Raw genomic sequence first — 22,673 nt, forward strand, 5'->3', positions numbered from 1 at the left:
CCTCCCTACTTAGCTATTTTCAATAGGACGTAGGCTAACACGACTAGGACAAACGCCGAGTTCGACGCCAGGACCCAGTTTCCTAGGTACACGCCTATTGCCACCAGCATTGATAGAAGAGCCGCCATCAGCGCCTCGTACAAGCCCAACGCCCCCTTTGCTAACGCGCTGAGTCCCTTTGGCGTCACATACCACCTAATCCTCCTCTTAAATAAGCCAAGGAGTACGTAGAACGTCAGATAGGGGCTTAAGATTAACAACAACGAGGCCGATTGTGCCATTCTTTTGACAACTGTCCAGAAGCTGTATCCATCGCGTTTGGCGATTTTGTAGACGTAGTACACTTGCGCAAGCGCCAGTGCAAACAACGCCGCTTGGGCCATTAGGACGTAGATTGGGGGCAATAAAATGCCTGCGTACCCCATTGCGAGGCCCGCCGCCATAATTGCAAAAGTTGTCGCCACCATTAGGGGGTGTGTGGCTACGTTTAGAAAAAGACTCAACTTGTGAGACTTGGGCATTTTCAGACTGAAAAGCGCAGATGCATATTTTGCAAATACATAGGCCGAGTTGTAGGTCCACCTGGCGTATTGCCTCTTAAATGCGTTATACCCAGCTGGGACTTCTACGTAGACGGGGGGCCCTGGCGTATAGCGCACTTGCCCGCCGTGTACATAGGCCCTCAAAGATATGTCATAGTCGTCTGCTGTACAGTTGCAGAAGCCACCTATCTCCTCAAAAAACTTCTTTCTCACAGCTATGCCCGACCCCAGGGCGAGCAGTGGGTGCCCAGCGTTGAATCTCCCCAATATTGCCAAGTGGTAGAGCAGATACTTGTAGAGAAAGAGCTGAAGTGAGGCTATCGGCGTATTGACAGCCGCATAGCCGTCCCAGCCGAGGAAGAGTATTTCCCTGTCGCCGACGGCCCGCGCCCTGGCGCACATGTCAAGCGGAGGCACGCTGTCGACGTCTAGGAAGAGGAGCACGTCGCCTCTGGCCCTCTCCGCGGCCCAGTTCAACGCCACCCCCTTATACCCCACGGGGTTAGGCCTCCTCAAGATTCTCACATTTGTAAGCCCTAGGGCGTCTACGGCTTCTTTCAACTTCTCAAACTTCTCAGGCGGGTCGTCGGACACTATTACCACCTCGGCGTCTGGGCAAGGGAGGGCGGCCAACCTCTTAACTGCCGCCGTCACGGTATCCACGTCCTCGTTCTTCACTGGTACAATTATTGAAAGAAAGCCGCCAGAGGCTTGAGGGGGGTCTGCGTGTGACTCGCGGACGGCGTGCCTGGCGTAGTAAATGTAGTGCGAAATCAACAGAAGCGACAATAGGAGGAGTGCTAGGTATATGAGAATTAGCGTGTTTTGCAACCACTCTGGCAGTAGAGGCGCGTTGGATATTACCACGGGGCCCTCCCTAGTCTTATTTATCACCTGAAGAGTCTCGTTTAAGATGTCGCGCGGTATCGTGATGTTTAAAAAAGTGATATTGGCCACGCCCCGTGGTAATGGGTATTTTATATGTAAAACGCTGACCTCGACAGAGGCATATTATTAAACCCACCAACATTTTCCATGTTCATTTTGGAGTCTCCGCGCGTTCGCCTTATTGGGGCTTGGGGCTCTGAGGCCCTCGTGTCTGCGTTCACCGACATGTTGTACCGCGGAGTGGAACCAGAGGAGGCGCTCAAGGCGCAGTCTGCCGACGTAGTCGAGAGGAGGATATCTGCGTTCTACAGGCAGGGCCACTGGTCGGTCTTCGAGTTCATGGGGGCACAGTTCCTCGTGGAGTGCTCCCGCGCCTGCCACACCCAGTTCATACGCCACCGCCTAGCCTCATACTGGTCTGAGTCCCAGCGCTACGTTGATTACACAAAGCGGGAGGTCAGATTCGTCGTGCCCAGGGGCTTCCCCGCAGACGTCCTGAAGAGGGCGTACGAGGACTACTTGGCGCTTAGGGGCCAGTACAAGCCGGAGTACGCGAGGATGGCCCTCCCCAACGCCACCGCTGTGCTGTTCGCAGTGCAAATGAACGCGAGGGAACTCCTCCTAAACTTCGTCCCACTGAGGTGCGCCGCGACGGCCCAGGCGGAGATACGCCACGTGTGTTGGCAGATTTTCGCCCACGCGTGGCGCCTCTGGCCCACCCTGGCTAAGCTGGTGTGGGAGGACTTGCCCAACCTACACCGCGACTTCTGCACTAAGGTTCCCAAGGGGGCCGACTGCCGGGAGTACGCCATAAGAGACGCCGAGGAGAAACACGGCCCACTGCCAGAGAAGCCGTGGCTCTATGCGAGTCCTTATCAGAGGGCTTGAGGCCGGGTCCGCCTACCTGGCCTATCTCTTGAGAGAAAGCGGCGTAGAAGTCGACATATATACCTCTAACCCGGCGGACCCCCTCTTGGACATACCGCCTTTTGAGCCTTTGTTCACCCTAGAGTTCTTGAGGGAGGTCCTCGCGGTTAGATTTGTGGAAAAGCCCGAGGGCAACTACGACGCCGTCGTGGACTCCTGCGACGTGGTGGGATTCGACGGTGTAAAAAAGGCGCTGGGGGATAAAAAGCCTACCTACGTGGTGGGAGATGGGTGGCTCTCTGCCTCAATTTCTCTCCACTGGTCTCTGCCGCTACCCGACGTGGAGGTGGACGTGCCGGGGGAGAGGACTGGGGAGTTTCAAGAGGTGGGGATCAAGTACAGATTATACACGGGGGGCCAGTACTCCATATGCGGCAGTTTCAGAGACTCGTGGGGAGGTTGCCTCTACACCCCTCTGAGGGCTTTAGAGCGCATATCGGCGGCGGTGGACATATACGCCTCCCTAATGGGGCTTGAGGCGCCGAAGAGGAGGCTTAGGCTTGAATACGCCGTGGGCGGCGGCAGGGCGTATGTGGCCATTGGCTGTAGGCCAGAGGGCAAGGTGTCTAAGATAAACCTGGGCGATGTACAGACGTGGATGTACGGCGAGGAGGGGGGCCCGAGGTACGTGTTTATACAGGCCAAGGCTGAGCATCTGCCCTGGGTCTTCGCCATGTATAACTTGGCCAGAGCTGTAGACTCCGCCTTCTTATACGACTTTGGCGCCAGCGGCAGGGGGCCCCTCAACTACGCGTATGTGGGTCACCTATTTAGAAAGTTGAGGTAGTGGCCCAGACGCCGTCAGGCCGTCTCACAGCGCCGCAGACGCGGCTCTCGACAGCCCGTCGCGGCGTTTATATTTGTTGGCGTGTTTAAAAACTTTCCCTGGCCTAATGGCTTTAAAGCCGGGCTTTGCATACTCTGTGAGATGCAGATATGTTGAACTCAGCGTGGTGGTACACGCAACCGAGAGCTTAGACAAAGTCATTGACCTGCTGAAAAAGGCCTTCGGCGATCTACCCTTCGTCGTGGAAATCTACGAAGGCCACCACGGCAACCCGATCTACCTAGTGACGTCGTTTGTAGAAAACTGCGACACGTTGCTCGACAAGCTCTGTGGCTGGTTCAACGGCTCTATCCCGGCGACGCGGGGAGAAGATGAGGGCCTCTACTACCTCCGCCTAGATAAACAAGCGCTGGCGGCTGGCGTGGTTAGACAAGCATTCCACGACGACGTAGTGAGATTGAAGATTAGGGTTAAGGGGGAGATGTGCCGCTCCTCTTAGCCCTGCGCATTGAGGCCGCGACGGCCTTGGCCTTCTTAGAAGTGCCGGCAACTCTCACGGTGCGGCACCCCTCTAGGAGCGCCACCAGCGCCCTCACGCGCCTCAAAGCGTCTCTCGGGACGCCTACCACAAGCACGTCGTCGTAGATTGCGACTAACTGAAGCGGCTCTATCAACGCGGCAAAGCCAACCACTAGGTAGTATTCAAGCAACTCCACGTAGCAGGAGGGGGGATCAGCCGCCCTTATTATGAGGTAGCGGCGCTTAGACATCGGAGGCGACTAGCTCCGTGAGTATGCCAAGGGAGTTTTTTATAGGGAGAGCCCAGTTTTCGTCCCCGCTTATTTCCACTAATAGGGCCGCCACGTCGAGCGGCGATTTTACATCGGACGCGTTTTCCACGCCAGTTGCCACCACGGTGGCCTCTGGCTCTAAGACGTCTAGCCACTGGGCGAGGAGCGGGAGGTCCTTCAACAACGGCTTCAGAGGCAACGCCACGTATTTCCCATACCTAAGGGCGGCCCTGGCTTGGTCTCTAGTGATGGGCGTCTGGGGGTTCACCTCGATGACTTGAACATCGTCTCTATACACAAGCTTGTTGAACTTCTCCCGGCCGCTAGCCACCGCCCACCTTATGTCGACCCCTCGCACAAACGGGGCAATTACCTCTGTCTCGGCCTCCTCGCGCAAGACGGCGGCCCTCACCCCCACTTCCCAAAGCGCCGCCTCCACCTCTGGCCCCACTCTTACCAAGTCCCACTCCACGAACCCCCTCTTCACAACTTTCATGTTTAAATTCTGTGCGTATGTAGACGTGTGATGAGGGGTATCAAATCAGTTGAGGTGTGAAGACCTCGCGACGGACTGATCATCTCTTGATTTTCTCCAGGAGGAGGTCTACGATGTGCTCCGCCGGGTTTATACCCACGGCGGCTTTAAAGCCCTGCCAACTCATTGTTGGGTTTACCTCCAGTATGTAGTAGCCGTCCTTAGTCTCCGCTATGTCTACTCCGCCGAAGTCTAAGCCCAAGACCTCCACGGCCTTGACGGCGAGCTCCTCCAGCTCCTGCGTGAGATACGCTGGCTCCGGCCTGGCGCCCTGAGCCACGTTGCTCTTCCACCCAGCCGCCCGCCTATACTCGGCGCCAATGGCCCTCTTGCCCACGACGACCACTCTATAGTCGCCGTCTCCCTTCTCCAAAAACTTTTGCACATACATAGGCTTGTTAATGTTAACCAACATGGAGAATATGTGGAAGGCCACGTCGGGGTCTTCCACAAGAAAGGCGCCGTAGCCCATGGCCCCGCGCATCTGTTTAACTACCGCCTTTCCAAACTCGCCCGCTGCCCTATACGCTATGAACATGTTCTCTGTCACCACTGTGGGGGGCACGGGGAGGCCGGCCTTAGACAACGTCATTAGGGCGGCCATTTTATCCCCAGCCACTACCCACGGCAATACGGGGTTCATGACGTATACGCCGGCCTCCTCCAGCGCCCTCACAGCCCACACCCTGTATAAGAACTGCTCAAAGTCTCTAAAAATGCCCAAGTGGCGCAACAACGCCCCGTCGAGCTCCACGGGGGCCGGCGCCTCTCTGCCTACAGCGTGTCTCACCTCGACGCCGCTTGGCCCCATCCTCACCTCCAACATGTCCACGTAAACTCTCACCGCCGAGTGACCCCTCCTCCTAATCGCCTCCTCTAAGTCCAAGACGTCGCCCGGGTTAAACTCCACCTCGTACGGCCTAATAATGCCGATGCGCACAGAGCTTTTGAAAATGGACTTTTTATGCTAGTGGGGCTTGAACCTCTACCTCGGCCTCTGGCGGGTCTTGTTTAAGGTCGACCTTGTGATACACTTCTCTAGTCGGCGTGCCAAGCGACTTGCCTTGCCCCAGGGCCCAGAAGAGGAGTGTGGCATATGCGTTGTCCACCTTTTCCACAGGGCCTGTGAATTTTGTCGAGGCCACTGTGGCCGGCGGAAGAGTCTTGTCGCCATTTGGGTCTGGGGTGAAGATTTCTACCACCATCTCGTGGCCCTCTTTACCGTGGAATATGAGAATTGTGTTAGGCTTTAGGTCTCCCAGAAGCGCGTTTCTATTCGCGACTTTTTTCACAGTGCTAAACCCCCTCAGCTCTGGCACCTCCTTTATCTCCACCTTGGCCATGCGGCGGACGTCTTACCCCTTATTAAACTTTACCTTTTTAGGAGGAGGTCTCTAAGACCGTGTACTTGGAGAGGCCGTCTGCGAAGGAGGCGGCTCAAGTCGTTAACTGGGGCAAGAGGAGGGGCATAGTCGTCGTTGTTGGACTGTGTGAAGTTAATTATGCGGGAAGGGCCGCTGCGTCTCTTAAGCGGGGCAAGAGGCTTTTAGTAGTGAAGCGGGATGGGACTCTGCTGGTACACGAGGCTGAGAAGGCTCAGCCCAAGATATGGAACCCCCCTGGCTCTTCCACCGCCGCGTTTGAGGAGAACGGCCGGCTTGTGGTAAAAAGCGTAAGACAGCGCCCGTTTGAGACTGTAAAAGTGGTCTTTGAAGAGGTGGACTTCGTTGGTGTCTTCGACGTTGGGGCCAGCGAGCTTGAGCTTATCGGCAGTGAGAAAGACGTGGTGGAGGCCCTTGTGAGGGCGCCCTGGCTCATAGAAGAGGGACTAGAAATTGTCGGCGTAGAGGTGCCCACAGAGGTTGGCCACATAGACATATTGGCCCGCGACAGGGAGGGGCGCTACGTGGTTATAGAAGTTAAGAGGGACTTGGCGACTCACGATGCAGTGTTTCAACTGGCCAGGTATGTAGAGGTTTATAAGGCCCGGGGGCACGACGTGAGGGGGGTTTTAGTGGCTGGGGACATTTCTTCTACAGCATATGAATATTTAAAGAGGTATAATTTGAAATTTGTAAAGATTAATCCAAGAGAATTGACGGCATCAAAAGATAAAAATAGGCTGTAGTATAGGAGGCAAATAGAGGCAGGGACGCGGATTTCCTGCCTAATTTGTACTATAAACTATATTTAATATAATGCAGTTTTGCTTATTGGTAAATATGTCTTTATATGGAAAAGAAAGATGGTCGTATACTTCTATTTTTGTAATATGTTAAAATTGTTGGCTGTTTTTTAAATACGTATACGTATACTTCCGTGTATAGAGTGCTGGTAAACAAGAGCTTGGACAGGATCTTGGTGACAGGCAAGGAGAGAGACTTGCGCCTACTGGACGAAGGGTGGGAGATCGTATACGAGGCTGGGGATTGGGAAGAGGCGTTTGAATATGCCATGGAGATTGCTGAAGATGAAATTGTCGAGTGGTACTACGACGAGGCGGTCAAGAAAAAAGTCCACGTTTTGGCCTTCGCCTAGCTTTTTACCACGTCTATTATAATTGACGCAGCCTTGAGAGCCATCTCGCGGGGTATTACGAGCGGCGGGGCTATTCGGATTGTGGAGAAGCCGGCGCCTATAACTGCGACGCCGCGCTTAAACGCCCTGGTCAATACCCCCTCTAAATCAGACTTTTTCAACATCTCTACTCCAATCATTAGGCCTAGCCCCCTCACGTCGTAGCCCTCCCCCAGCTCTTCTCTAAATACCTTTTTTAGTTCCTCGCCGAGGGACTCCGCGTGTCTTAGCAAGTCCTCTTCCTCTATCACTTCTAGGGTCGCCAAGGCGGCGGCCGCGGCGACTGGGTTGCCGCCGAAGGTGTTAGCGTGGGAGCCCCTTGGCAACGACATGACGTCGGCGCGGCCTATTATTGCGCCAAGGGGAAGTCCAGCTGCTATGGCCTTCGCCGTGGCCATCAAGTCCGGCTCCACGCCGAAGTGCTCCACCGCGAACCACCGGCCAGTTCTCCCAAAGCCAGTCTGTACCTCATCCACGGCGAATAAGATGCCGTGCTCCGCCGTGAGCTTTCTCAGCCCCTGTATAAAGTTCTTCGGCGGGACCACGTACCCTCCCTCCCCCTGGATAGGCTCCACTATTACCAGCGACACCTCGGAGGGGTCAACGAGCCTTTTGAAGACCCAGTCCTCTAGAAAGGCCAGGGCATACTCGCCGCACTCCTCCGGAGTGGAGGCCTTGAAGGGGCAGTGGACTGGGTGGGGGAACGGCGCATGAATCACGCCCGGCACAAGCGGGGAGAAGTGGCGCCGTTGCACCGGCTTGGAGGCTGTTAAGCTCATTGCGCCGTAGGTGCGGCCGTGGAACGCGCCTAGAAACGCTATGACGTAGGGCCGCTGGCCCTTGAAATACCCCCTAGCTATCTTCAACACCCCCTCTATAGACTCCGCGCCGCTGTTTGTGAAAAACACCTTCTTCTTCCCCGATATGGGGGCTATTGAGACGAGCCTCTCGGCGAGTTTAACAGCAACCTCGTAGTAGAAGTCTGTGAGAGAGTAGTGGGTAAAAAGCTCCGCCTGCCTCTTTATGGCCTCGACCACCTTTGGATGCGCGTGGCCCACGTTGGTCACCGCTATGCCCGCGTTGAAGTCTATGTACAAGTTCCCATCGACGTCCTCCACCACGGGGCCATAGCCGCGCTTAATTACAAGCGGATACCACCTGGCAAAGGACTGCATTATCAGTTCTTCGTCTCGCCTCACGATCTCCATCGCCTTAGGCCCCGGAGGCTCGACCACTATCCTAGGCACCTCGTCTGGGTCAATTGGCCAGTGCCACTTGGGCATATATGTAGACTACAAAACACTATATAACAGTTGAACTGCTTTTAAACAGACACAACGTGAGAAGCGTGATGAGGGCTGGGTTGCAGACGCGTGACGACTTAGGAGCCAACTGAGCAATTTACGTCCGCGACCGCGTTGGCCTGTATAGGCCTACCAAGGTCTCTCCCCCATCTACGACTATTACCTGCCCCGTGACGTATGAAGACGCGGGGCTGAGCAGCCAGTAGATGGCCTCTGCGGCCTCGGCGGGCGTGCCCATGCGGCGTAGTAGCGTGCGGCTTTTGAATTCTTCGACCTCCTCTGCGGCGATCCACTGAGTCCAACGCGTCTCAATTGGGCCAAAGGCAACAGCGTTTACTCTGACGGGGGCTAGAATTTTCGCCAAGCTTTTCACCAATGCCACTATGGCGCCTTTTGCGGCGGCGTACGGAAGCCCGTACACGTCCCCCACTAGGCCCGGCGTTGAGGAGACGAAGACGAGGGAGGAGGTGGGCTTTAGGTTTTTTCTAAACGCCTTGACGACGTTGAACGCGCCTGCCACGTCCACTTTGTACACCTCCACGAAGTCGTCTGCCGTCAGCTCCTCTAGGCCTTTATTCCACAGCGCGGCATCGCCGTGGCCATGGAGGGCCGCTATGCCGTCTAGCTGGCCGACCTCCGCCGCGGCGCGGCTTAGGCAAGAGACCTCTAACACATCGCATTGGTATGTGACATGAGCAGTGGAGGGTGTCCTCGACACTCCAACCACGTAGTCGCCTCTCGACTTGGCCAACTGTACGAGGGCTGAGCCTATGCCTCCGTTGGCGCCTGTGACGAGTATCTTCATCTACAGTTGAGCGGCCGCTTGCACTTGAGCGCCACCTCTATGTCGCCCCGTTTTGCCTCAGTCACCATGTTGTGGTGCTCGTCTTTTACCCCCCTTATGAGAGAACACATATGGACGCCGCAGACCTTTACCTTGACCGCCTTTGCTCTGAGCTTCTCCATTAGGAGGTCCGCCAGCCACTCGGTGAAGCGCTCCTGCATTATTGGCCTAGCAGCGGCCCATTTCACAAGCCTTATCACCTTACTCAACCCGGGCACGCCGTCCCCGGGCACGTAGGCCACCGATATCTTGAGGAGTATGGGCAAGAGGTGGTGCTCACATATTGACACTGCGGATATGTTTTCTATCACCACGGGGCCCGGCTCTGCGTCGTACTCTAGGGGGAAGAAGACCACCTCGGGAGGGGGCTCTCTAAGGCCCCTCGTGAGCTCCTCCATGGCTTTTACAAAGCGCTTGGGGGTATTGGCCACGCCCGGGCGCCTCAGGTCCTCGCCCAAATGCCTAAGAAGGGCGGCAACGGCGTCCTCAGCCTCGTTTTTCCTCTGCTGAAGCATGCAAAGGCGTCGATTCATATTTTTAAACTATTGCCATGTGGTTCAACACCTTTTGCATACACGTCTGCCGTGCCAGCGGAAGCACTTCGCGAACGCAGACGCCATGAATATGGCCGCCTGTAGCGGCCTCTCTACTGGCGACAGGGCTACTTGCCTCCAATCGATCTTCCCCAGCGCTCTACGCGAGCGGAGGGCCGTCCTCGCGGCGTGTATAACAAGGAGCGCTGGCATATACACAGCCGCTACCGTCCACGCGAGGTAGTAGAGGAGTTCCACGGCCCACAGCAGGGGGTTGCCGAGCTTAGCCGCCGTTGCTTGCCTCAGCATAAACTCAAGAGCGTCGCCGGCCCTCCTCATGGGCACCAGCACTGGGAGCACCTCAATCCGCCCCGACGCCACGGCGGTGAGGGCCATGTCGTCTACTGGACAACTCAAAAGCGCCTTTACCGCCGCCTGCTTCGCCCACCTCGGCACAGCCATGGCGCCGCCGTATAGAAACCGCGTCCTGCGCCACGCCATCCAGTCGAGGCCTCCCAGCGAGAAAGTGTTTTGGAGCAAGTCGTCTACAATCCAGCGATACGCCGTTGCGAAGCCGCAACAGCCGGCCTCCTTAAGCTCCTCCAGCCAGACGCCTGGCACGGCGTCATCATCAACGAAGACGTAGGCGTCGGCCTCCACTTCCTCAAGAGCTGTCGCCAAGGCGCCCGACTTGCCCCCATACTTGTTCACCAAGTATCTAAAGCCGAGGGCCTCAGCCTGCCTTGCCTCATCTTCGCTGTCCACTACCACGTAGTCCACAAGGCCTGAGAACGCGGCGAGGCTCTGCGGCCTCTTTGTGGGCACAATCACAACTGCCCTACACCTGCCGCACCTCTTCTTCCTCATCTTGACCTCGGCGGCTAGGTGCGCCAACTCGTATATGAAAATCGCGAGCGCGGCCGGTAGCATAGATAAATACACCTCGTATGTTTAAACCTATGAAGATGGAGGAGTATGGAATTGTCCTTAAGGAGGAGCGGCTGGAGGGCGGCCGCAGAGTTCTCGACATTTTTTGGGGGCCGCAACACCCCTCCTCTGGCCACACCCGGTTTATAGTTGAGGTGGATGGAGACATTGTAGTCAACGTGACCCCAGACCCGGGCTATGTTCACAGGACTATGGAGAAGCTGGGCGAGACTCGTCATTGGATTCAAAACATCCCCCTCTTCGAGCGGCTTTCTCTCCCAGACGCCATTAACGTGACTTGGGCTTATGCGATGGCCATCGAGCGGCTGGCCGGCCTCGATGTGTCTCCAAGGGCACAGTATCTGAGGGTAATTATGGGGGAGCTGAGCCGTATCTCGACTCACTTGTACGACCTAGGCCTCCACGCCATTATGATTGGGTCATCCACGGGCTTTATGTGGGCCTACGGCCTACGCGAGCTGTTGGTGCAACTGTGGGCCATGGTCTCGGGCTCGCGCACGACGCCCACGTGGGTTCTGCCCGGCGGCGTGAGGACCGCGCCTCCCGACGCCTTCTATGAACAGACGCGGGGCTTCCTCCAATACCTTGAGAAAAAGATTGATGAGTTTGTCAGAGTGGTGATTAAGAACCCCGTCGGCTATTACAGGCTTAAGGACGTCGGCTACTTGAGCAAGGAAGATGCGGCGCGGCTCATGGCCACAGGGCCCGGCGCCAGGGGGTCAGGCATAGATTGGGACGCCAGGAGGGTATATAGGTACGGCATATACGACGAGTTTGAGTGGGACGTCTGCGTCGAAGATGGCGGCGACTCGCTGGCCAGAGCTATGGTTAGGATCTGCGAAATTATGCAGAGCGCACGTATTATTAGACAGGCGCTGGATAGGGCGCCCCGCGACGGGCCTTTGGTGGGCGAATCCGTAGCGCACAGGATACCGCCAAAGCAGAGGGAAAAGGTCAATGAGCTAGTGCGCCTTCAGGCACTGTTTACAATGATGTTGCCGCAGGGCGAGGGCACTGGCATCACTGAAGGCGGGAGGGGGCGCTACTACTTCCACGTACTCGGCGACGGATCAGAGAAGCCCTACCGCGTCCGCATAAGCACACCGTCATGGCAGAACTTGAGAGCTATGATAAAGGCCTTCATAGGTGCGCGGCTCATGGACCTCCCCGCGATATACGGCTCCTTCGGCTACTTCCCCCCAGAGCAAGACAGGTAAATTTAATAATGAAGAATCTGTAGGGACTATGGACCTCTGGGGTCTCCTCTTCTCGGCTAGGCTCTGGTTTTTTGTACTGATGCTAGCTGTCTCTGGGATTGTGCTACTAACAGTGGTGTGGTTTGAGAGAAAGGCAGCGGCCAGGGTGCAGATGAGGGTGGGGCCCTACCACGTATCTCCCTGGCTTGGCGGCTATCTACAGCTTTTGGCAGACGCCTTTAAGTTCATAATTAGCGAGCCCATTGTGCCAAGGGGCGCGCATAAGTTGCTTTTCACGTGGGGCCCGCCTCTGTTTGTCACTCTTGCATTTGGCGCATCGCTCCTCCTGCCGCTGACTCCGGAGCTTAGGCTTATTAAAGACCCCAACCTGTTGCCCTACGGCCTTGTGTTTTCGCTCGTGGTGCTCCTCCTAGTCTCTATCGCCATTGTAATAATTGGGTGGTCTGTTAATAACAAGTTTGCATACGTAGGAGCCGCCCGCGAGGCGCTTCTCGTGGCTGCCTACGAGTTGCCGCTAGTGCTCTCCGTCTTGGCAATGTTCATACTCTACGGAACTCTAGACCCCCTGAAGATTGTGGAAAAGCAGTCCATCCTCGTAGGCGCCGTGCTTAACCCATTTGCCTTTCTAGTCTACTTGGTAGCTACCGCCATGGCCACCGCCCGCTTCCCCTTTGAAATCGCGGATTATGAAGGCGACGTGGCCACTGGGCCTTACAGCGACTACGGCGGCGTATTTCTAGTGCTCTCCTTCGCAGGCGGCACCTACTATGCGACATTCTCCTACTCCTTCCTCGCCTCTCTGCTCTTCCTCGGGGGGTGGAATCTCCCAGGGTTTGCCGTGGGGAGCTGGCCCCAGGACATCCTCGGACACTTGGTGCTTGCGGCGTGGGTGATGTTCAAGACGCTGGTCCTTATGCTCTTCTTCGCGTTCCTGAGGGCCGCCATGCCAGTGTTGCGCCTAGATCACACGCTGGCGCTGGGGTGGAGAGGCCTCTTGATCCTTGGCGTAGCCGCAGTGCTTTGGTCAACCGCGCTTAAGCTGGCGGGGCTATGAGTGGGACTTCTATAGTAAAGGCAACAGTAGGCGCGCTTAGAGTTGCCGCAAGGAATTTTGTAAAGCCAGAGCGTATAACTATATACTACCCATACGAGAAGCTCGACTACGGCAGAATGAGGGGGTGGATCGGATTGTGGACTGAGAAATGTACGTCGTGTATGCTATGTGCAAGGATTTGTCCCACAAATGCGATAAAGATGTACCTAGCTCCAAACAACAAGCGTTACCCGGGCATTGACTATGGCCGCTGTATAATGTGCCACTTCTGCATAGACATATGCCCCACCGACGCCCTCTACCCCACCGATATTAAAGAGCTGACTTGGTACGACTACCGCGAGATGGTATATACGCCGGACATGGAGAGAGAGCCGCCTAAGGTACAGGAGCCGTATAAATCCGTAAAAGTTGTGATTAAGTACATAAACGGCGTACCTAAGAAAGTAGTTCAATCGAAATAATACTTTAAAACGGCCACTTACGATACCATCATGATAGATTTAATACTCCTCTCGGCGGCGTTGTTTTTCGGAATTCTTGCGGTATACTCTAGGGACAACGTGTACTCGGCCTCTAGCCTGGCCGCTGCGGCGGGGGCCGTCGGCGCATATTACGCATACCTCATGCAGTTCGCCGCGGCATTTCTACTCTTCGTCATATACATAGGCGCAGTGATGTTGCTTGTGATAATGACCGCCGCAATGTACGGCGGCGTGCAGAGGCAGGGCGGGAAGTACTTCCTTGCCACAACTCTGGTGACGTTGGTAGTCGTGTTGCTAAGCGTCGTGGTGTGGCTTGGGCCACAGGCAAAGCCTCAGGCCTACTTGCCTGCCGATTTGGCTACTGTGGTGGTGCTGTTGTTTGGGGTTGTTGTAGTCTCTTTGTTAACTGGCGTAGAGGTGGCTAGGAGGGTATGACCGCGGCGCTGGTGGTGGGTTTCGTGTTAATACTACTCGGCGTTTACGGCATTGCGACTACGCGGCACTTGGTGCGCATATTGATATCGCTGGAGCTCGCCACAGTGGGCGCCTTCGCCATGCTGGCGCCAGCGCTTGTAACAAGCCCTGCACTGGCCTTCTACGGGGTCTTACTCCTCGTGATCATTTCAGTGTCTGAGGCGACTATTCTCGCGGCGTTGATATACAGAAGCTACGTCCTTACCAAGAGCACGGACTTGTCCGCGCTTTCAGAGGGGAGAGAGGTATGATGATTCTAATCTCAGTCCTATTTCCAATGATCCTTTCCTTTGTCGCATACGCCGCGGCCAAGAGGTCAGCCTACATGGCCGGCTACATTTCGGCAGCAGCCTTACTGCCTCTACTCGCCCTTTCTGCCTACGTCGTCTTTGGCGGAGTTGACCTTAGCGAGGGAACCTTCCAAGGATTCGACGTTTTGGCATTTAGAATTATGCCGTTTAACGGCGTTTTTATATTCACAGTGGCGCTTGTGGGGCTCTTTGTTGCCCTCTTCTCCCCGCCCTATATGGAGCACAGAAGCCACGAGCTGGGGAGAGACTCCGCCGTGTTCTACTTGACCTACGGCTTCTTTGTGGGAGGGCTTGCGGGCGCCTTCGCCGCCGCCAACTTAGTCGTGGTCTACGTATTCATAGAGGTGGCCTTGATCGCGTCGCTGTTCCAAATTTTGTACTACGGGTACGGAGACCGCGTGAGAATTACGGTAATGTACTTGGTCTGGTCCCACGTAGGCGCGTTTCTAGTACTGGCCGGGTTCCTACTGCTCTACCTAAAAGGCGTCTACTATGTGCCGCTTTTGATAGGCGGCAGAGGGACTGGGCCCGACGCCCTGGCCTTTGTGCTCATACTCATAGGGTCTTTAATCAAGATGGCTACTCTGGGCGTCCACATGTGGCTTCCATACGTCCACGCAGAGGCGCCTACGCCTCTGTCGGCGCTGCTGAGCCCAGTCCTCGTAGGGATCGGTGGATACTTAATAGCCTCCGTGGCCATGTACGTACTGCCCAACAGCGAGTGGACTCAGTGGCTCGTCTACTACGCGGTGGCCACCGCCATATACGGGGGCCTAATGGCTTTTCTACAGAGGGACATCAAGAGGCTATTTGCCTACTCCACCGTGAGTCAAATGGGCTACCTACTGCTGGGGGTGGCCTTGGCCAACGTATATGGGTACACTGCGGCGGCCTTGTTTTACCTAAGCCACGGCTTAGGCAAGGCGGTGCTCTTCATGACCGCCGGCTACTTCATAATGTACTTGGGCACTCGCGACGTGGAGAAAATGGGCGGCCTCTACGGCTGGAGGCCTGAGCTGGCCGGCGCAGCCATAGTGGGCTTCTTAAACCTCGCTGGGATATTAAGCATAGGCATGATCTCAGAAATTACGCTCACCGTAGGATACGCCCAATACTTCCAGACCGACTACGCCTTCTACATACCCTATGCGTTGGTGTTACTTGTGACCGGAATCTACGCCTTTAACACAATACGCGTGGTATTCTTTGGCCCTCCCAAGAGAGAGGACAGAGGACCTGTGGATATAGCGTTGGCGTCCATCGTGGCCGTGGCCTTCATCTCACTGCTCCTCTTCATACCGCCTTTCTCAAACACCATCGCAGACAACATATATAAGGCCGTCGGTGCGGTGGGGCCATGGAGGTAATTCTCTTCACAATTTTCGCACCGCTCATAATGTCTATCGTGTCTCTATTTAGCACTTCTGAGAAGTTCAAGGCCTGGGCCGTGACCTTAGGGACCTTTATCTCGGCGCTGTTAGCCACATACGCCTACTTCGCCGTATCGCCCGGCGTATATGGATTTGACTGGATCAAGGCAATAGGCGCTAGAGTCGAGCTGTGGATTAACTGGACTAGTTTGACGATGGGCCTCTTAGTGGCGTGGCTTGTAGCCGCAATATCGCTCTACTCCGTTAAATACATGGAGGGGGACTACAGGCCGGGGTGGTACTGGTTCTTCTTCGGCTTTTTCGCCACGTCGATGCTCATAATAGTCTACGCCGGTAATCTCTGGTTCTTGCTTGTGGGCTGGGAGGGGGTCGGCCTAGCGTCGTGGGCCTTAATAGGCCACTGGTACCGCGACGAATACGACAAGTGGGTTGGAAAAGAGGAGAAAGTCGCCGGAGTCCCCTACTGGTGGACGCCCAGCAAGGCGGGACTCCGCGCCATATTAACCGTCAGATTCGGCGACGCGTTTTTCCTAGTCGCCATAGCCCTATTCTACGTACTCACGGGTACAGTATCTCTAAGCGGGCTCATGTCTCCTCCTGCCCTAGATGCGCTTAAGCAACTGGGCGTTGTGCCACTACTATTCTTCGCCCTAGGGCCGTTCACTAAGTCCGCCCAATTCCCATTCCACGAATGGTTGTTGACGGCTATGACAGGCCCCACAAGCGTGTCCGCGCTGATCCACGCCGCCACCATGGTCAAGGCCGGCGTATATGTGCTCATAGTAACTGCGCCCATCTTCGCGGTGGTCAAAGGCTCCGAGCTGTATTTCACGGTAGTGATGTGGGTAGGTGTCGCCACGGCTCTCTTGGCCACAATAATTGCGTTAACCTCTATGGAGTTTAAGCTAGTCCTCGCGGGCTCTACTGCGGCCAACCTCGGCATAATAGCCGCCGCCACGGGGGCCGCCGGCGTTTTAGGACTGCATGAGACACAGTTGTTAAACGCGCTACTGTTCTTCGCCTTTTTGCACATCGTTGGCCACGCAGTTTCTAAGGCGTCTTTATTCATGGGGTTTGGCGCAGTTATACACGAGGCCGGCACCAGGTTTCTCGGGGAGGTTGGAAAACTCTGGCGCCACATGAAGATCACCGCAGTGGCCATGGTCCTCTCTATGTTAAGCTTGGTGGGTATACCGCCCTTTGTGGGCTATATAACAAAGGACTTGGCGCTTGAGAACGTGTTTGAGGCTGGCCACGTGTTGGGGGTTGAGGCTTTGGCGGCCTTGTTGTACATCCTCTTGTTCTTGACGCCCATATATGGGCTACGCCTCATTGGTCTCACGTTCTTCCACGGAAAAGAGCCAGAGGAAGTGCACGAGGCACCAGTTCTAATGTGGCTACCCTACACAGCGCTGGCCCTTGCCACAATTGTGCTCGGGACCTACTTCGCCGTTTCTATTAAGTTCCCACTTACGGAGGCCTTAGTCGCCGTGCTCCTCGGCTTTTTAACTGGCTTTGTGTTGTACATAGCGCTTCCTGGGTTTAAGTCTGAGACTTTGAGACCTTTGTGGGAATTTGCATATCGCAGATTCTACTTGCCCATCTTATACGACGGCGTATTTCCGTGGCTGTATACGTGGTTTGCCAAGTTTATATTTGTGGTATTCGACAAGGGGCTGTTCGACGGCTTGTACCACAACGTGTTGCCGGGCCTCTTCGGCGCTGTGTCCAACTGGCTTAGGCGGCTAGTGGCTGGGGCTTTGAACATATACCTCTTGTACGCCATCGTGGGGATATTGATAACACTCCTCCTCTTGGTAGTGGCATGATAGTCGAAATCCTCTACCTGGTTATAGCACTGTCGCTTACGGCGCCTCTGGTGTGGAGACTAGATGGGCGGTATATCTCCTTGGCGACGTCTATTGTGTTAATGGCGCTATCTGTCTACTACAAGCTCCCCGTGGGCGTCCTCTTGTCAGTTCTGGCCCTGTCGCTGTCGCTGGACTGGCGCTGGGGTCCCTTCGGCGTTGCCCTATCTTTCTCCGCAGTAGCCGCGGTCCTGGCAACATATGTGTACTACGCTGGGCAGTCCATTGTCTACGGCTTACTCGCGTTGGCTTTGGTCACAGCCGCCGTCTACGGCTTATTGGCCATGGATAGGCGCAGGGAGAACGTAGAGGGCGCCGTTAAATACCTAGTGTTCTCTGGCATAGGCAAAGTCCTCATAGTCGCCGGGTACGTGATAGCCGTCTCTGGGTGGTGGCAGGGGGCCTATCTACTGGTGCTGGGCTTCTTGTTTGAACTAGGCATTGTCCCCTTCCACGCGTGGGTGGTGGACGCGTATGCCTTGGGCACTCCCCGGGGCGTGGCGGCGCTTACCGCGTTCAGCAAGTTGACTGCGTTGTACGTCCTTTTGGCAATATTTAGGCAGCTTGGCGGCGTTCCCAGCCACATAGGTGCCGTGGCTCTAATCGTGGCGCTGGCCTCAATGCTTGTGGCTAATGTGGCCGGCTTGACGGCGAAGACCTTGGGCAGAGTCATGGCGTACTCCTCCGTGGCCCACATGTCGTATGCATTGACGGCTGTTGCACTAGTCTGGTGGCTCGGCGACAGGCCCACCTCGCTGTTTGGAGTCCCAGTACGTGCCTCAGACGTGGCGGCCCTCACCGTTGTACTAGAAGCGCTAACCTCCGGCATCGCTAAGTCGGGAGTCTTTGGGTACTTGCCCACCAGTCTCTCAGACGTTCTGCCCCCAAGAAGGAGTGTATTAAACGTGGCCAACGTCTTCTCGCTCTTGGGCCTACCGCCGCTGTTGGGCTTTTGGCCCAAGCTGTTCCTAGTCCTCCTAGTCCTCTCCTACCCCGCCACGTGGCTCTCTGTTTTCCTAGTGTCGTGGATCGTGTTAAACAGCGCAACCGCAACCCCGTACTACCTAAGAGCAATTAGGATGGTGGCAGAGGCTCCAAGCCCCGTAGCTGACAACGTGACCTCGGCGTATACCGCCCTGGCATCCGTGGCCGTAGGGTTGTTGATGCCACTAATTGTGTATATACTAGCCTAGCGCCCTTATAAATATATAAATTCCCACGGCTGTTATTTACAACGGCGTAAATTTTGCGGAGCAGACGTCTCTCAATGGAGGTGGCGATTCTGCCCCTAGATAGCCGCCTGCTAAATAGGAGAGCACGACTTCTGGCGCCACTTTCCCAAAGTACATATACTCCAGCCCGGTGGCTAGCCCAAAGGCGGCCACGGAGATCAACGAGGTGCCTACTGCGAGCCTAGTATCTAGACCTGCCACATATATCAACGTCGGTACTATGAGAAAGCCTCCTCCAATTCCAAAAAATCCGCTGAGAAATCCGACCAAGAGGCCGAAAAGCTCTATTTTCACAGAGCTACGTGGAGCAGACGCCTTGGTCTCTGCCTCCTTTTCCTTTGTAAAAACATTGAGAGCCCTATCGCCACCATGGCCACAGCGAACGCGGCCAGTAAGACGGTGCCAGAGGTCAAGTGGCCAACGTAGGCGCCGACTGTGGACCCCAAGACGCCGAATGTAGCAAAGAGAGTCCCCACTCTAGCGCTGAGGTTTCTCCTTCTTAGGTGGTATATGGAGTTTATAAGTGCGTTTAATCCCACGGCCATTGCGGTGGACCCGACAGCTATGTGAACCGCGTCTGGCACCTCTTGAAGCCCCACGAAATACAGCAACAGTGGTACTGCGAGAATTGACCCGCCCCCGCCTATTAGGCCTAGAGAAAAACCCACAAAAAGCCCCGAGACTGCGGATAGGGTTATCTGCACAGTGGAAAGTATGGGGCATACTTTTTCCTAACATTAAGTTTTATAGGAGAGATATTTCCAGGGGTATGCCCGTGGAGAGGACCTTGGTCATATTGAAGCCAGATGCGGTGGCTAGGAGACTCGTCGGCGAGATAATTTCGAGGTTTGAGAAAGCCGGGCTTAGAATTGTGGGTCTGAAGATGGTGAAGTCCAGCGCCGAGCAGATAGAGAGGTTTTACCCGTCGTCAGAGGAGTGGCTTAAGTCTGTTGGAACTAAGTTGCTTAAGGCATATCAAGAGCTCGGTATAAGCCCCAGGGAGAGGTTGGGCACAGATGACCCAGTGGAGGTGGGGAAGATGGTTAAGAAGAAGCTAGTGGAGTACATGACTTCTGGCCCCATTGTAGCAATGGTTCTAGAGGGGAACAGGGCGGTGGAAGTGGTGAGGAAACTTGTGGGGCCCACGTCCCCCCACTCTGCGCCGCCTGGCACTATTAGGGGGGACTACTCCATTGACTCGCCGGATTTGGCCGCAGAGGAGGGCAGAGTAGTTTACAACCTTGTACACGCGTCAGACAGCGCGTCTGAGGCTGAGAGAGAAATACGGTTTTGGTTCAAGCCCGAGGAACTGGTTTAGGCGATCTTAACCTCGTAGGCGTAGACGACAACGGCGACCCTCGGCAATACTCTCCGCCTCTTAGCCACTGGAACCACTGCAAGAACTGGGCCTGAAAGTGTTCGATCAGTCACTCTGAGCTTGACCTTTTTGTTGCACACCACGCCTTCTAACACGCCGTTTTTTACTTCGCCCTCAATTACATTGCCTATGTGTTGAAAGAAGTAGTCTACTAGGCTTATCTTTGTTAAATTTATCAAAGCCACGCCGCCCCCAGCCCTAATTGCCACAGCCTTAAAGGGGGGCTCTTCGTTTGTGGGGAGTTCCATAAGCCTAACGCGGATTTGGCCACACTCAGGCGGGCTTGTTGCCACGTAGTAGAGCCCGGGGAGAGGCCCTTTTGCCAAGGCCAACAACTCCACGCCCCTTACTACGCCGGGGGTTTTAAGGGCTAGGGAAAGTTCACGACGATTGACACGCAGTGAACTTCAGTTCACCATGTGAGCTACGCCGTCTGTAAAACTTTTTAAGAGGGTCACTCTAATGCAATAGGTAGCCCCACCACGTCCGTGGGCTCTGGGGATTTCTCGAGGCGAATTGTCTCGCGTGAAACGTAGAAGATGTAGTCGTAGTCGGACATAGGCGGCGGCGTAGTGTAGACGTCGATCCAAACCACGTCTGGCCGTCTAAATTCTCTAAAGAACTTTGGCACCACTTCTGCGTCTAGCACAACTACATACTCTGCGTCGTGTTTAACCGCGTAGTGCTCAAGGCGGAGGTGTTCCTGTGGCGAAACTAGGTATGTCCTCGCCCTTTTGAAAAAGTCTCTTTGGTAGGGCTTGTGTATGTACGCCACAGCCTCTGCCACGTCTACAACTCGCGCAGAAACGCCCTGATATGGGCCGTACAGCGCTATTTGGACTCCCTTGTAAATTTCGCCGATGAAATTTGCCAAATGCCCAGGGGCGGCAATTTTGCGCGTGGGTTCATGCCGCGGGTAGCGGCTTAAAACTACTGGCCCCTGGGGCAACACTGCGAGATAGTAGACTGGGGTCGCCACTTCCATCCCCCGTACCTTGACTATTTCCAAGCGCCTAATCGCGGCGCTTTGTATAAACTTTATAGATGTCCTAACTATCGTGTCGGCTATATCGGCGAGGGGGTTGTACTTTGTGTCAATGCCTATGGTGCTGTAGAGGCCTACCTTAGAGAGAGCATCCGCCGTCGCTCTGTCAAAGACAACTGCATCGACGCCGTCTACTACGAGCACCTCGGCCTTCTCCTTGTAGGCCAGATCTACCACTTGGTTAAACAGCGTCTCTCTATACTGGGGCACAAAGGGGAAGTCGTAAACCGTGATTCGCCCAACGTCCCAGCCGAAGCTTTTCCACATGTTCACTAGAACGTCTCTACTCTCATTGAAGGAAATCCACACGACTCTTCTCCCCTCATCTGCGAATTGACGCACAATTTCTGAGACGAGCACTGTCTTGCCAGAGCCGCTGGGCCCATACACGAAGCTTATCCTCTCTGCAAATATCCGCTTAAGATCCATAAAGCACCCTTTGTCCTCCAATATATATTTTACGTATTTAAAATTACTTTAAAGCACCTCTATCTACGCGTGGGTCTCGTGACTGTAGTTGTGCCGACGTATAACGAAGCTGAAAATTTGCCAGAGCTCGTGGAGAGACTCCACAGAGCCTTTGGCGGCGTTGGGTACGAAGTGGTAGTGGTAGACGACAATAGCCCAGACGGCACGGCCAATACGGCGAGGAGGCTTGGGGAGAGGTACCCAGTCCGCGTAGTCGTCAGAGAGAGGCGGGCTGGGCTCTCAAGCGCCGTGGTGGAGGGGGCGAGGGCCGCGGAGGGCAACGTGGTAGTTGTCATGGACGCAGATTTACAACACCCGCCCGAGCTGGCCCCCCAGTTGGCTAAAATCGCCGAGCGGGGGTGTCTTGCAGTTGCGTCTAGGTACGTCAAAGGTGGGAGAGTCGAGGGGTGGAGTCTCTCTAGGAGAGTGGTGTCTAGGGGCGCGGTGTTGTTGGCCAGGCTTGTGGTGCCGGAGGCCAGGGGAGTTAAAGACCCCGTCTCAGGCTTCTTCGCATATAAGAGAGACTGCTTGAGGGCAGTGACGCCCACCGGCCTCTACAAGATTCTGCTCGACGTACTCGTGCAGTGTAGACCTCCGTGCGTGGTTGAAGTGCCCTATGTCTTTGGGCTAAGGACGCGGGGCCGCTCTAAGCTTGGCGCCAAGCACATATTAGACTTCGTAAGACAGATCCTCGCCCTTTCAAAGTGGCGGCCGCTCAAGTTTGCCGCAGTCGGCGCCACGGGCGTGGCAGTGGCGACAGCCGTGCTCGCCGCGACTAGCTGGATGACGCCTCTGGCCTCCGTGGCGTTGGCGATTGAGATAAGTCTAACAACTAACTACTTGCTCAACAGACTGTGGACATTCTCAGAGCGGCATACACCGCTGTTGGCAGGTTGGGCCAAATACCACTTGGCGACCGCCGCCGGCAATTTGACTAACTACGCGACAACCCTCGCCCTACACTTTGCTGGCGTGTGGATTTACCTGGCCTACTTAGTAGGCGTGGCGGCTGGCTACTTTGTAAACTACGCATTGTCAGAACTCGTGGTCTTCAGCAAACCCCCCGCTCATTAG

At 55.4% G+C, this 22,673-nt stretch carries 28 protein-coding genes; 15 read left to right on the top strand and 13 right to left on the bottom strand.

Translation table 11 applies throughout. The annotated features are described in order from the left end of the window. Positions 1-5: 5 nt before the first annotated feature. On the bottom strand, positions 6-1,499 hold the full coding sequence (locus PCAL_RS02710; RefSeq protein WP_011849186.1) for a glycosyltransferase: 1,494 nt from the start codon (positions 1,497-1,499) through the stop codon (positions 6-8). 78 nt (positions 1,500-1,577) lie between these two features. Here PCAL_RS02710 and PCAL_RS02715 point away from each other — a divergent pair, with 78 nt between their 5' ends. The 3 genes from PCAL_RS02715 to PCAL_RS02725 all read left to right on the top strand — a co-directional run bounded on the left by PCAL_RS02715 (position 1,578) and on the right by PCAL_RS02725 (position 3,643). Next, the gene (locus PCAL_RS02715; RefSeq protein WP_011849187.1) at positions 1,578-2,318 is read left to right on the top strand and encodes an FAD-dependent thymidylate synthase; all 741 of its coding nucleotides are present in this window, start codon (positions 1,578-1,580) and stop codon (positions 2,316-2,318) included. Next, complete coding sequence (locus PCAL_RS02720; protein WP_011849188.1) at positions 2,293-3,144, top strand: hypothetical protein; 852 nt, start codon at positions 2,293-2,295, stop codon at positions 3,142-3,144. Before PCAL_RS02715 ends, PCAL_RS02720 begins: the two co-directional genes overlap by 26 nt. Before the next feature lie 106 nt (positions 3,145-3,250). After that, entirely contained in the window at positions 3,251-3,643 is a 393-nt protein-coding gene (locus PCAL_RS02725; protein WP_011849189.1) for an RNA-binding domain-containing protein, read from the top strand. On the opposite strand, the gene PCAL_RS02730 is transcribed toward PCAL_RS02725, so the two are convergent. The 4 genes from PCAL_RS02730 to PCAL_RS02745 form a co-directional block, all read right to left on the bottom strand. Further along, the gene (locus PCAL_RS02730) at positions 3,615-3,914 is read right to left on the bottom strand and encodes a hypothetical protein (protein ID WP_011849190.1); all 300 of its coding nucleotides are present in this window, start codon (positions 3,912-3,914) and stop codon (positions 3,615-3,617) included. The two genes, PCAL_RS02725 and PCAL_RS02730, sit on opposite strands and share 29 nt — an antisense overlap. After that, complete coding sequence (locus PCAL_RS02735; protein ID WP_011849191.1) at positions 3,907-4,431, bottom strand: hypothetical protein; 525 nt, start codon at positions 4,429-4,431, stop codon at positions 3,907-3,909. Before PCAL_RS02735 ends, PCAL_RS02730 begins: the two co-directional genes overlap by 8 nt. Positions 4,432-4,510: 79 nt before the next feature. Continuing rightward, entirely contained in the window at positions 4,511-5,410 is a 900-nt protein-coding gene (locus tag PCAL_RS02740; protein WP_011849192.1) for an ATP-grasp domain-containing protein, read from the bottom strand. Between the two features lie 22 nt (positions 5,411-5,432). Continuing rightward, positions 5,433-5,813: a hypothetical protein gene (locus PCAL_RS02745; RefSeq protein ID WP_011849193.1), complete on the bottom strand. Its 381-nt coding sequence runs from the start codon at positions 5,811-5,813 to the stop codon at positions 5,433-5,435. A 59-nt stretch (positions 5,814-5,872) separates the two neighbouring features. On the opposite strand from PCAL_RS02745, the gene nucS reads away from it, so the two are divergent. Both nucS and PCAL_RS02755 read left to right on the top strand, forming a co-directional pair. Next, positions 5,873-6,598 (top strand): endonuclease NucS, encoded by a 726-nt coding sequence (gene nucS / locus PCAL_RS02750; RefSeq protein WP_011849194.1) that lies wholly within the window; start codon positions 5,873-5,875, stop codon positions 6,596-6,598. A 191-nt stretch (positions 6,599-6,789) separates the two neighbouring features. Continuing rightward, on the top strand, positions 6,790-7,008 hold the full coding sequence (locus PCAL_RS02755; protein WP_011849195.1) for a hypothetical protein: 219 nt from the start codon (positions 6,790-6,792) through the stop codon (positions 7,006-7,008). Here the strand turns inward: PCAL_RS02755 and PCAL_RS02760 are convergent. From PCAL_RS02760 to PCAL_RS02775, 4 genes are all read right to left on the bottom strand, one after another. Continuing rightward, positions 7,005-8,330: an acetyl ornithine aminotransferase family protein gene (locus tag PCAL_RS02760; protein WP_011849196.1), complete on the bottom strand. Its 1,326-nt coding sequence runs from the start codon at positions 8,328-8,330 to the stop codon at positions 7,005-7,007. The genes PCAL_RS02755 and PCAL_RS02760 overlap by 4 nt on opposite strands. Positions 8,331-8,448: 118 nt before the next feature. Then, entirely contained in the window at positions 8,449-9,156 is a 708-nt protein-coding gene (locus PCAL_RS02765) for an SDR family NAD(P)-dependent oxidoreductase (RefSeq protein ID WP_011849197.1), read from the bottom strand. Next, positions 9,153-9,710: a GTP cyclohydrolase I gene (gene folE, locus PCAL_RS02770; RefSeq protein ID WP_193322848.1), complete on the bottom strand. Its 558-nt coding sequence runs from the start codon at positions 9,708-9,710 to the stop codon at positions 9,153-9,155. Before folE ends, PCAL_RS02765 begins: the two co-directional genes overlap by 4 nt. A 42-nt stretch (positions 9,711-9,752) precedes the next feature. Next, positions 9,753-10,658, bottom strand: a complete 906-nt coding sequence (locus PCAL_RS02775; RefSeq protein ID WP_011849199.1) for a glycosyltransferase family 2 protein — start codon at positions 10,656-10,658, stop codon at positions 9,753-9,755. Between the two features lie 29 nt (positions 10,659-10,687). Here PCAL_RS02775 and PCAL_RS02780 point away from each other — a divergent pair, with 29 nt between their 5' ends. Genes PCAL_RS02780 through PCAL_RS02815 form a run of 8 tightly spaced genes read left to right on the top strand, consistent with a single transcriptional unit; the run spans position 10,688 to position 18,669 of the window. Continuing rightward, on the top strand, positions 10,688-11,893 hold the full coding sequence (locus tag PCAL_RS02780; RefSeq protein WP_226951987.1) for an NADH-quinone oxidoreductase subunit D: 1,206 nt from the start codon (positions 10,688-10,690) through the stop codon (positions 11,891-11,893). Between the two features lie 28 nt (positions 11,894-11,921). Beyond that, positions 11,922-12,947 (top strand): NADH-quinone oxidoreductase subunit NuoH, encoded by a 1,026-nt coding sequence (gene nuoH / locus PCAL_RS02785; protein ID WP_011849201.1) that lies wholly within the window; start codon positions 11,922-11,924, stop codon positions 12,945-12,947. Beyond that, positions 12,944-13,411: an NADH-quinone oxidoreductase subunit NuoI gene (gene nuoI / locus PCAL_RS02790; protein ID WP_011849202.1), complete on the top strand. Its 468-nt coding sequence runs from the start codon at positions 12,944-12,946 to the stop codon at positions 13,409-13,411. The genes nuoH and nuoI overlap by 4 nt, the downstream gene beginning before the upstream one ends. 30 nt (positions 13,412-13,441) lie before the next feature. After that, a complete protein-coding gene (locus PCAL_RS02795; protein ID WP_011849203.1) occupies positions 13,442-13,867 on the top strand; it encodes an NADH-ubiquinone oxidoreductase in 426 nt (141 codons plus the stop codon). Continuing rightward, a complete protein-coding gene (locus PCAL_RS02800) occupies positions 13,864-14,157 on the top strand; it encodes an NADH-quinone oxidoreductase subunit K (protein ID WP_011849204.1) in 294 nt (97 codons plus the stop codon). Before PCAL_RS02795 ends, PCAL_RS02800 begins: the two co-directional genes overlap by 4 nt. Then, a complete protein-coding gene (locus tag PCAL_RS02805; RefSeq protein WP_011849205.1) occupies positions 14,154-15,584 on the top strand; it encodes a complex I subunit 5 family protein in 1,431 nt (476 codons plus the stop codon). Before PCAL_RS02800 ends, PCAL_RS02805 begins: the two co-directional genes overlap by 4 nt. After that, a complete protein-coding gene (locus PCAL_RS02810; protein ID WP_011849206.1) occupies positions 15,575-17,437 on the top strand; it encodes an NADH-quinone oxidoreductase subunit 5 family protein in 1,863 nt (620 codons plus the stop codon). Before PCAL_RS02805 ends, PCAL_RS02810 begins: the two co-directional genes overlap by 10 nt. Further along, on the top strand, positions 17,434-18,669 hold the full coding sequence (locus tag PCAL_RS02815) for a proton-conducting transporter transmembrane domain-containing protein (RefSeq protein WP_011849207.1): 1,236 nt from the start codon (positions 17,434-17,436) through the stop codon (positions 18,667-18,669). The genes PCAL_RS02810 and PCAL_RS02815 overlap by 4 nt, the downstream gene beginning before the upstream one ends. 36 nt (positions 18,670-18,705) lie before the next feature. Here PCAL_RS02815 and PCAL_RS11675 read toward each other — a convergent pair whose 3' ends face one another. Continuing rightward, the gene (locus tag PCAL_RS11675) at positions 18,706-19,002 is read right to left on the bottom strand and encodes a TSUP family transporter (protein ID WP_264317713.1); all 297 of its coding nucleotides are present in this window, start codon (positions 19,000-19,002) and stop codon (positions 18,706-18,708) included. Then, a complete protein-coding gene (locus PCAL_RS11680; RefSeq protein WP_264317714.1) occupies positions 18,999-19,412 on the bottom strand; it encodes a sulfite exporter TauE/SafE family protein in 414 nt (137 codons plus the stop codon). The genes PCAL_RS11675 and PCAL_RS11680 overlap by 4 nt, the downstream gene beginning before the upstream one ends. 65 nt (positions 19,413-19,477) lie before the next feature. Here PCAL_RS11680 and PCAL_RS02825 point away from each other — a divergent pair, with 65 nt between their 5' ends. Beyond that, complete coding sequence (locus tag PCAL_RS02825; protein WP_011849208.1) at positions 19,478-20,026, top strand: nucleoside-diphosphate kinase; 549 nt, start codon at positions 19,478-19,480, stop codon at positions 20,024-20,026. Here PCAL_RS02825 and PCAL_RS02830 read toward each other — a convergent pair. Together PCAL_RS02830 and PCAL_RS02835 are read right to left on the bottom strand one after the other, a co-directional pair. Beyond that, the gene (locus PCAL_RS02830; protein WP_193322849.1) at positions 20,023-20,427 is read right to left on the bottom strand and encodes a hypothetical protein; all 405 of its coding nucleotides are present in this window, start codon (positions 20,425-20,427) and stop codon (positions 20,023-20,025) included. The genes PCAL_RS02825 and PCAL_RS02830 overlap by 4 nt on opposite strands. Positions 20,428-20,540: 113 nt before the next feature. Next, positions 20,541-21,560, bottom strand: coding sequence for an RAD55 family ATPase (locus PCAL_RS02835; RefSeq protein ID WP_011849210.1), 1,020 nt, complete (start codon positions 21,558-21,560; stop codon positions 20,541-20,543). Between the two features lie 69 nt (positions 21,561-21,629). Here PCAL_RS02835 and PCAL_RS02840 point away from each other — a divergent pair, with 69 nt between their 5' ends. Beyond that, the gene (locus PCAL_RS02840; RefSeq protein ID WP_193322850.1) at positions 21,630-22,673 is read left to right on the top strand and encodes a glycosyltransferase; all 1,044 of its coding nucleotides are present in this window, start codon (positions 21,630-21,632) and stop codon (positions 22,671-22,673) included.

The sequence above is a fragment of the Pyrobaculum calidifontis JCM 11548 genome, from assembly GCF_000015805.1.
Taxonomy (GTDB): Archaea; Thermoproteota; Thermoprotei; order Thermoproteales; family Thermoproteaceae; genus Pyrobaculum; species Pyrobaculum calidifontis.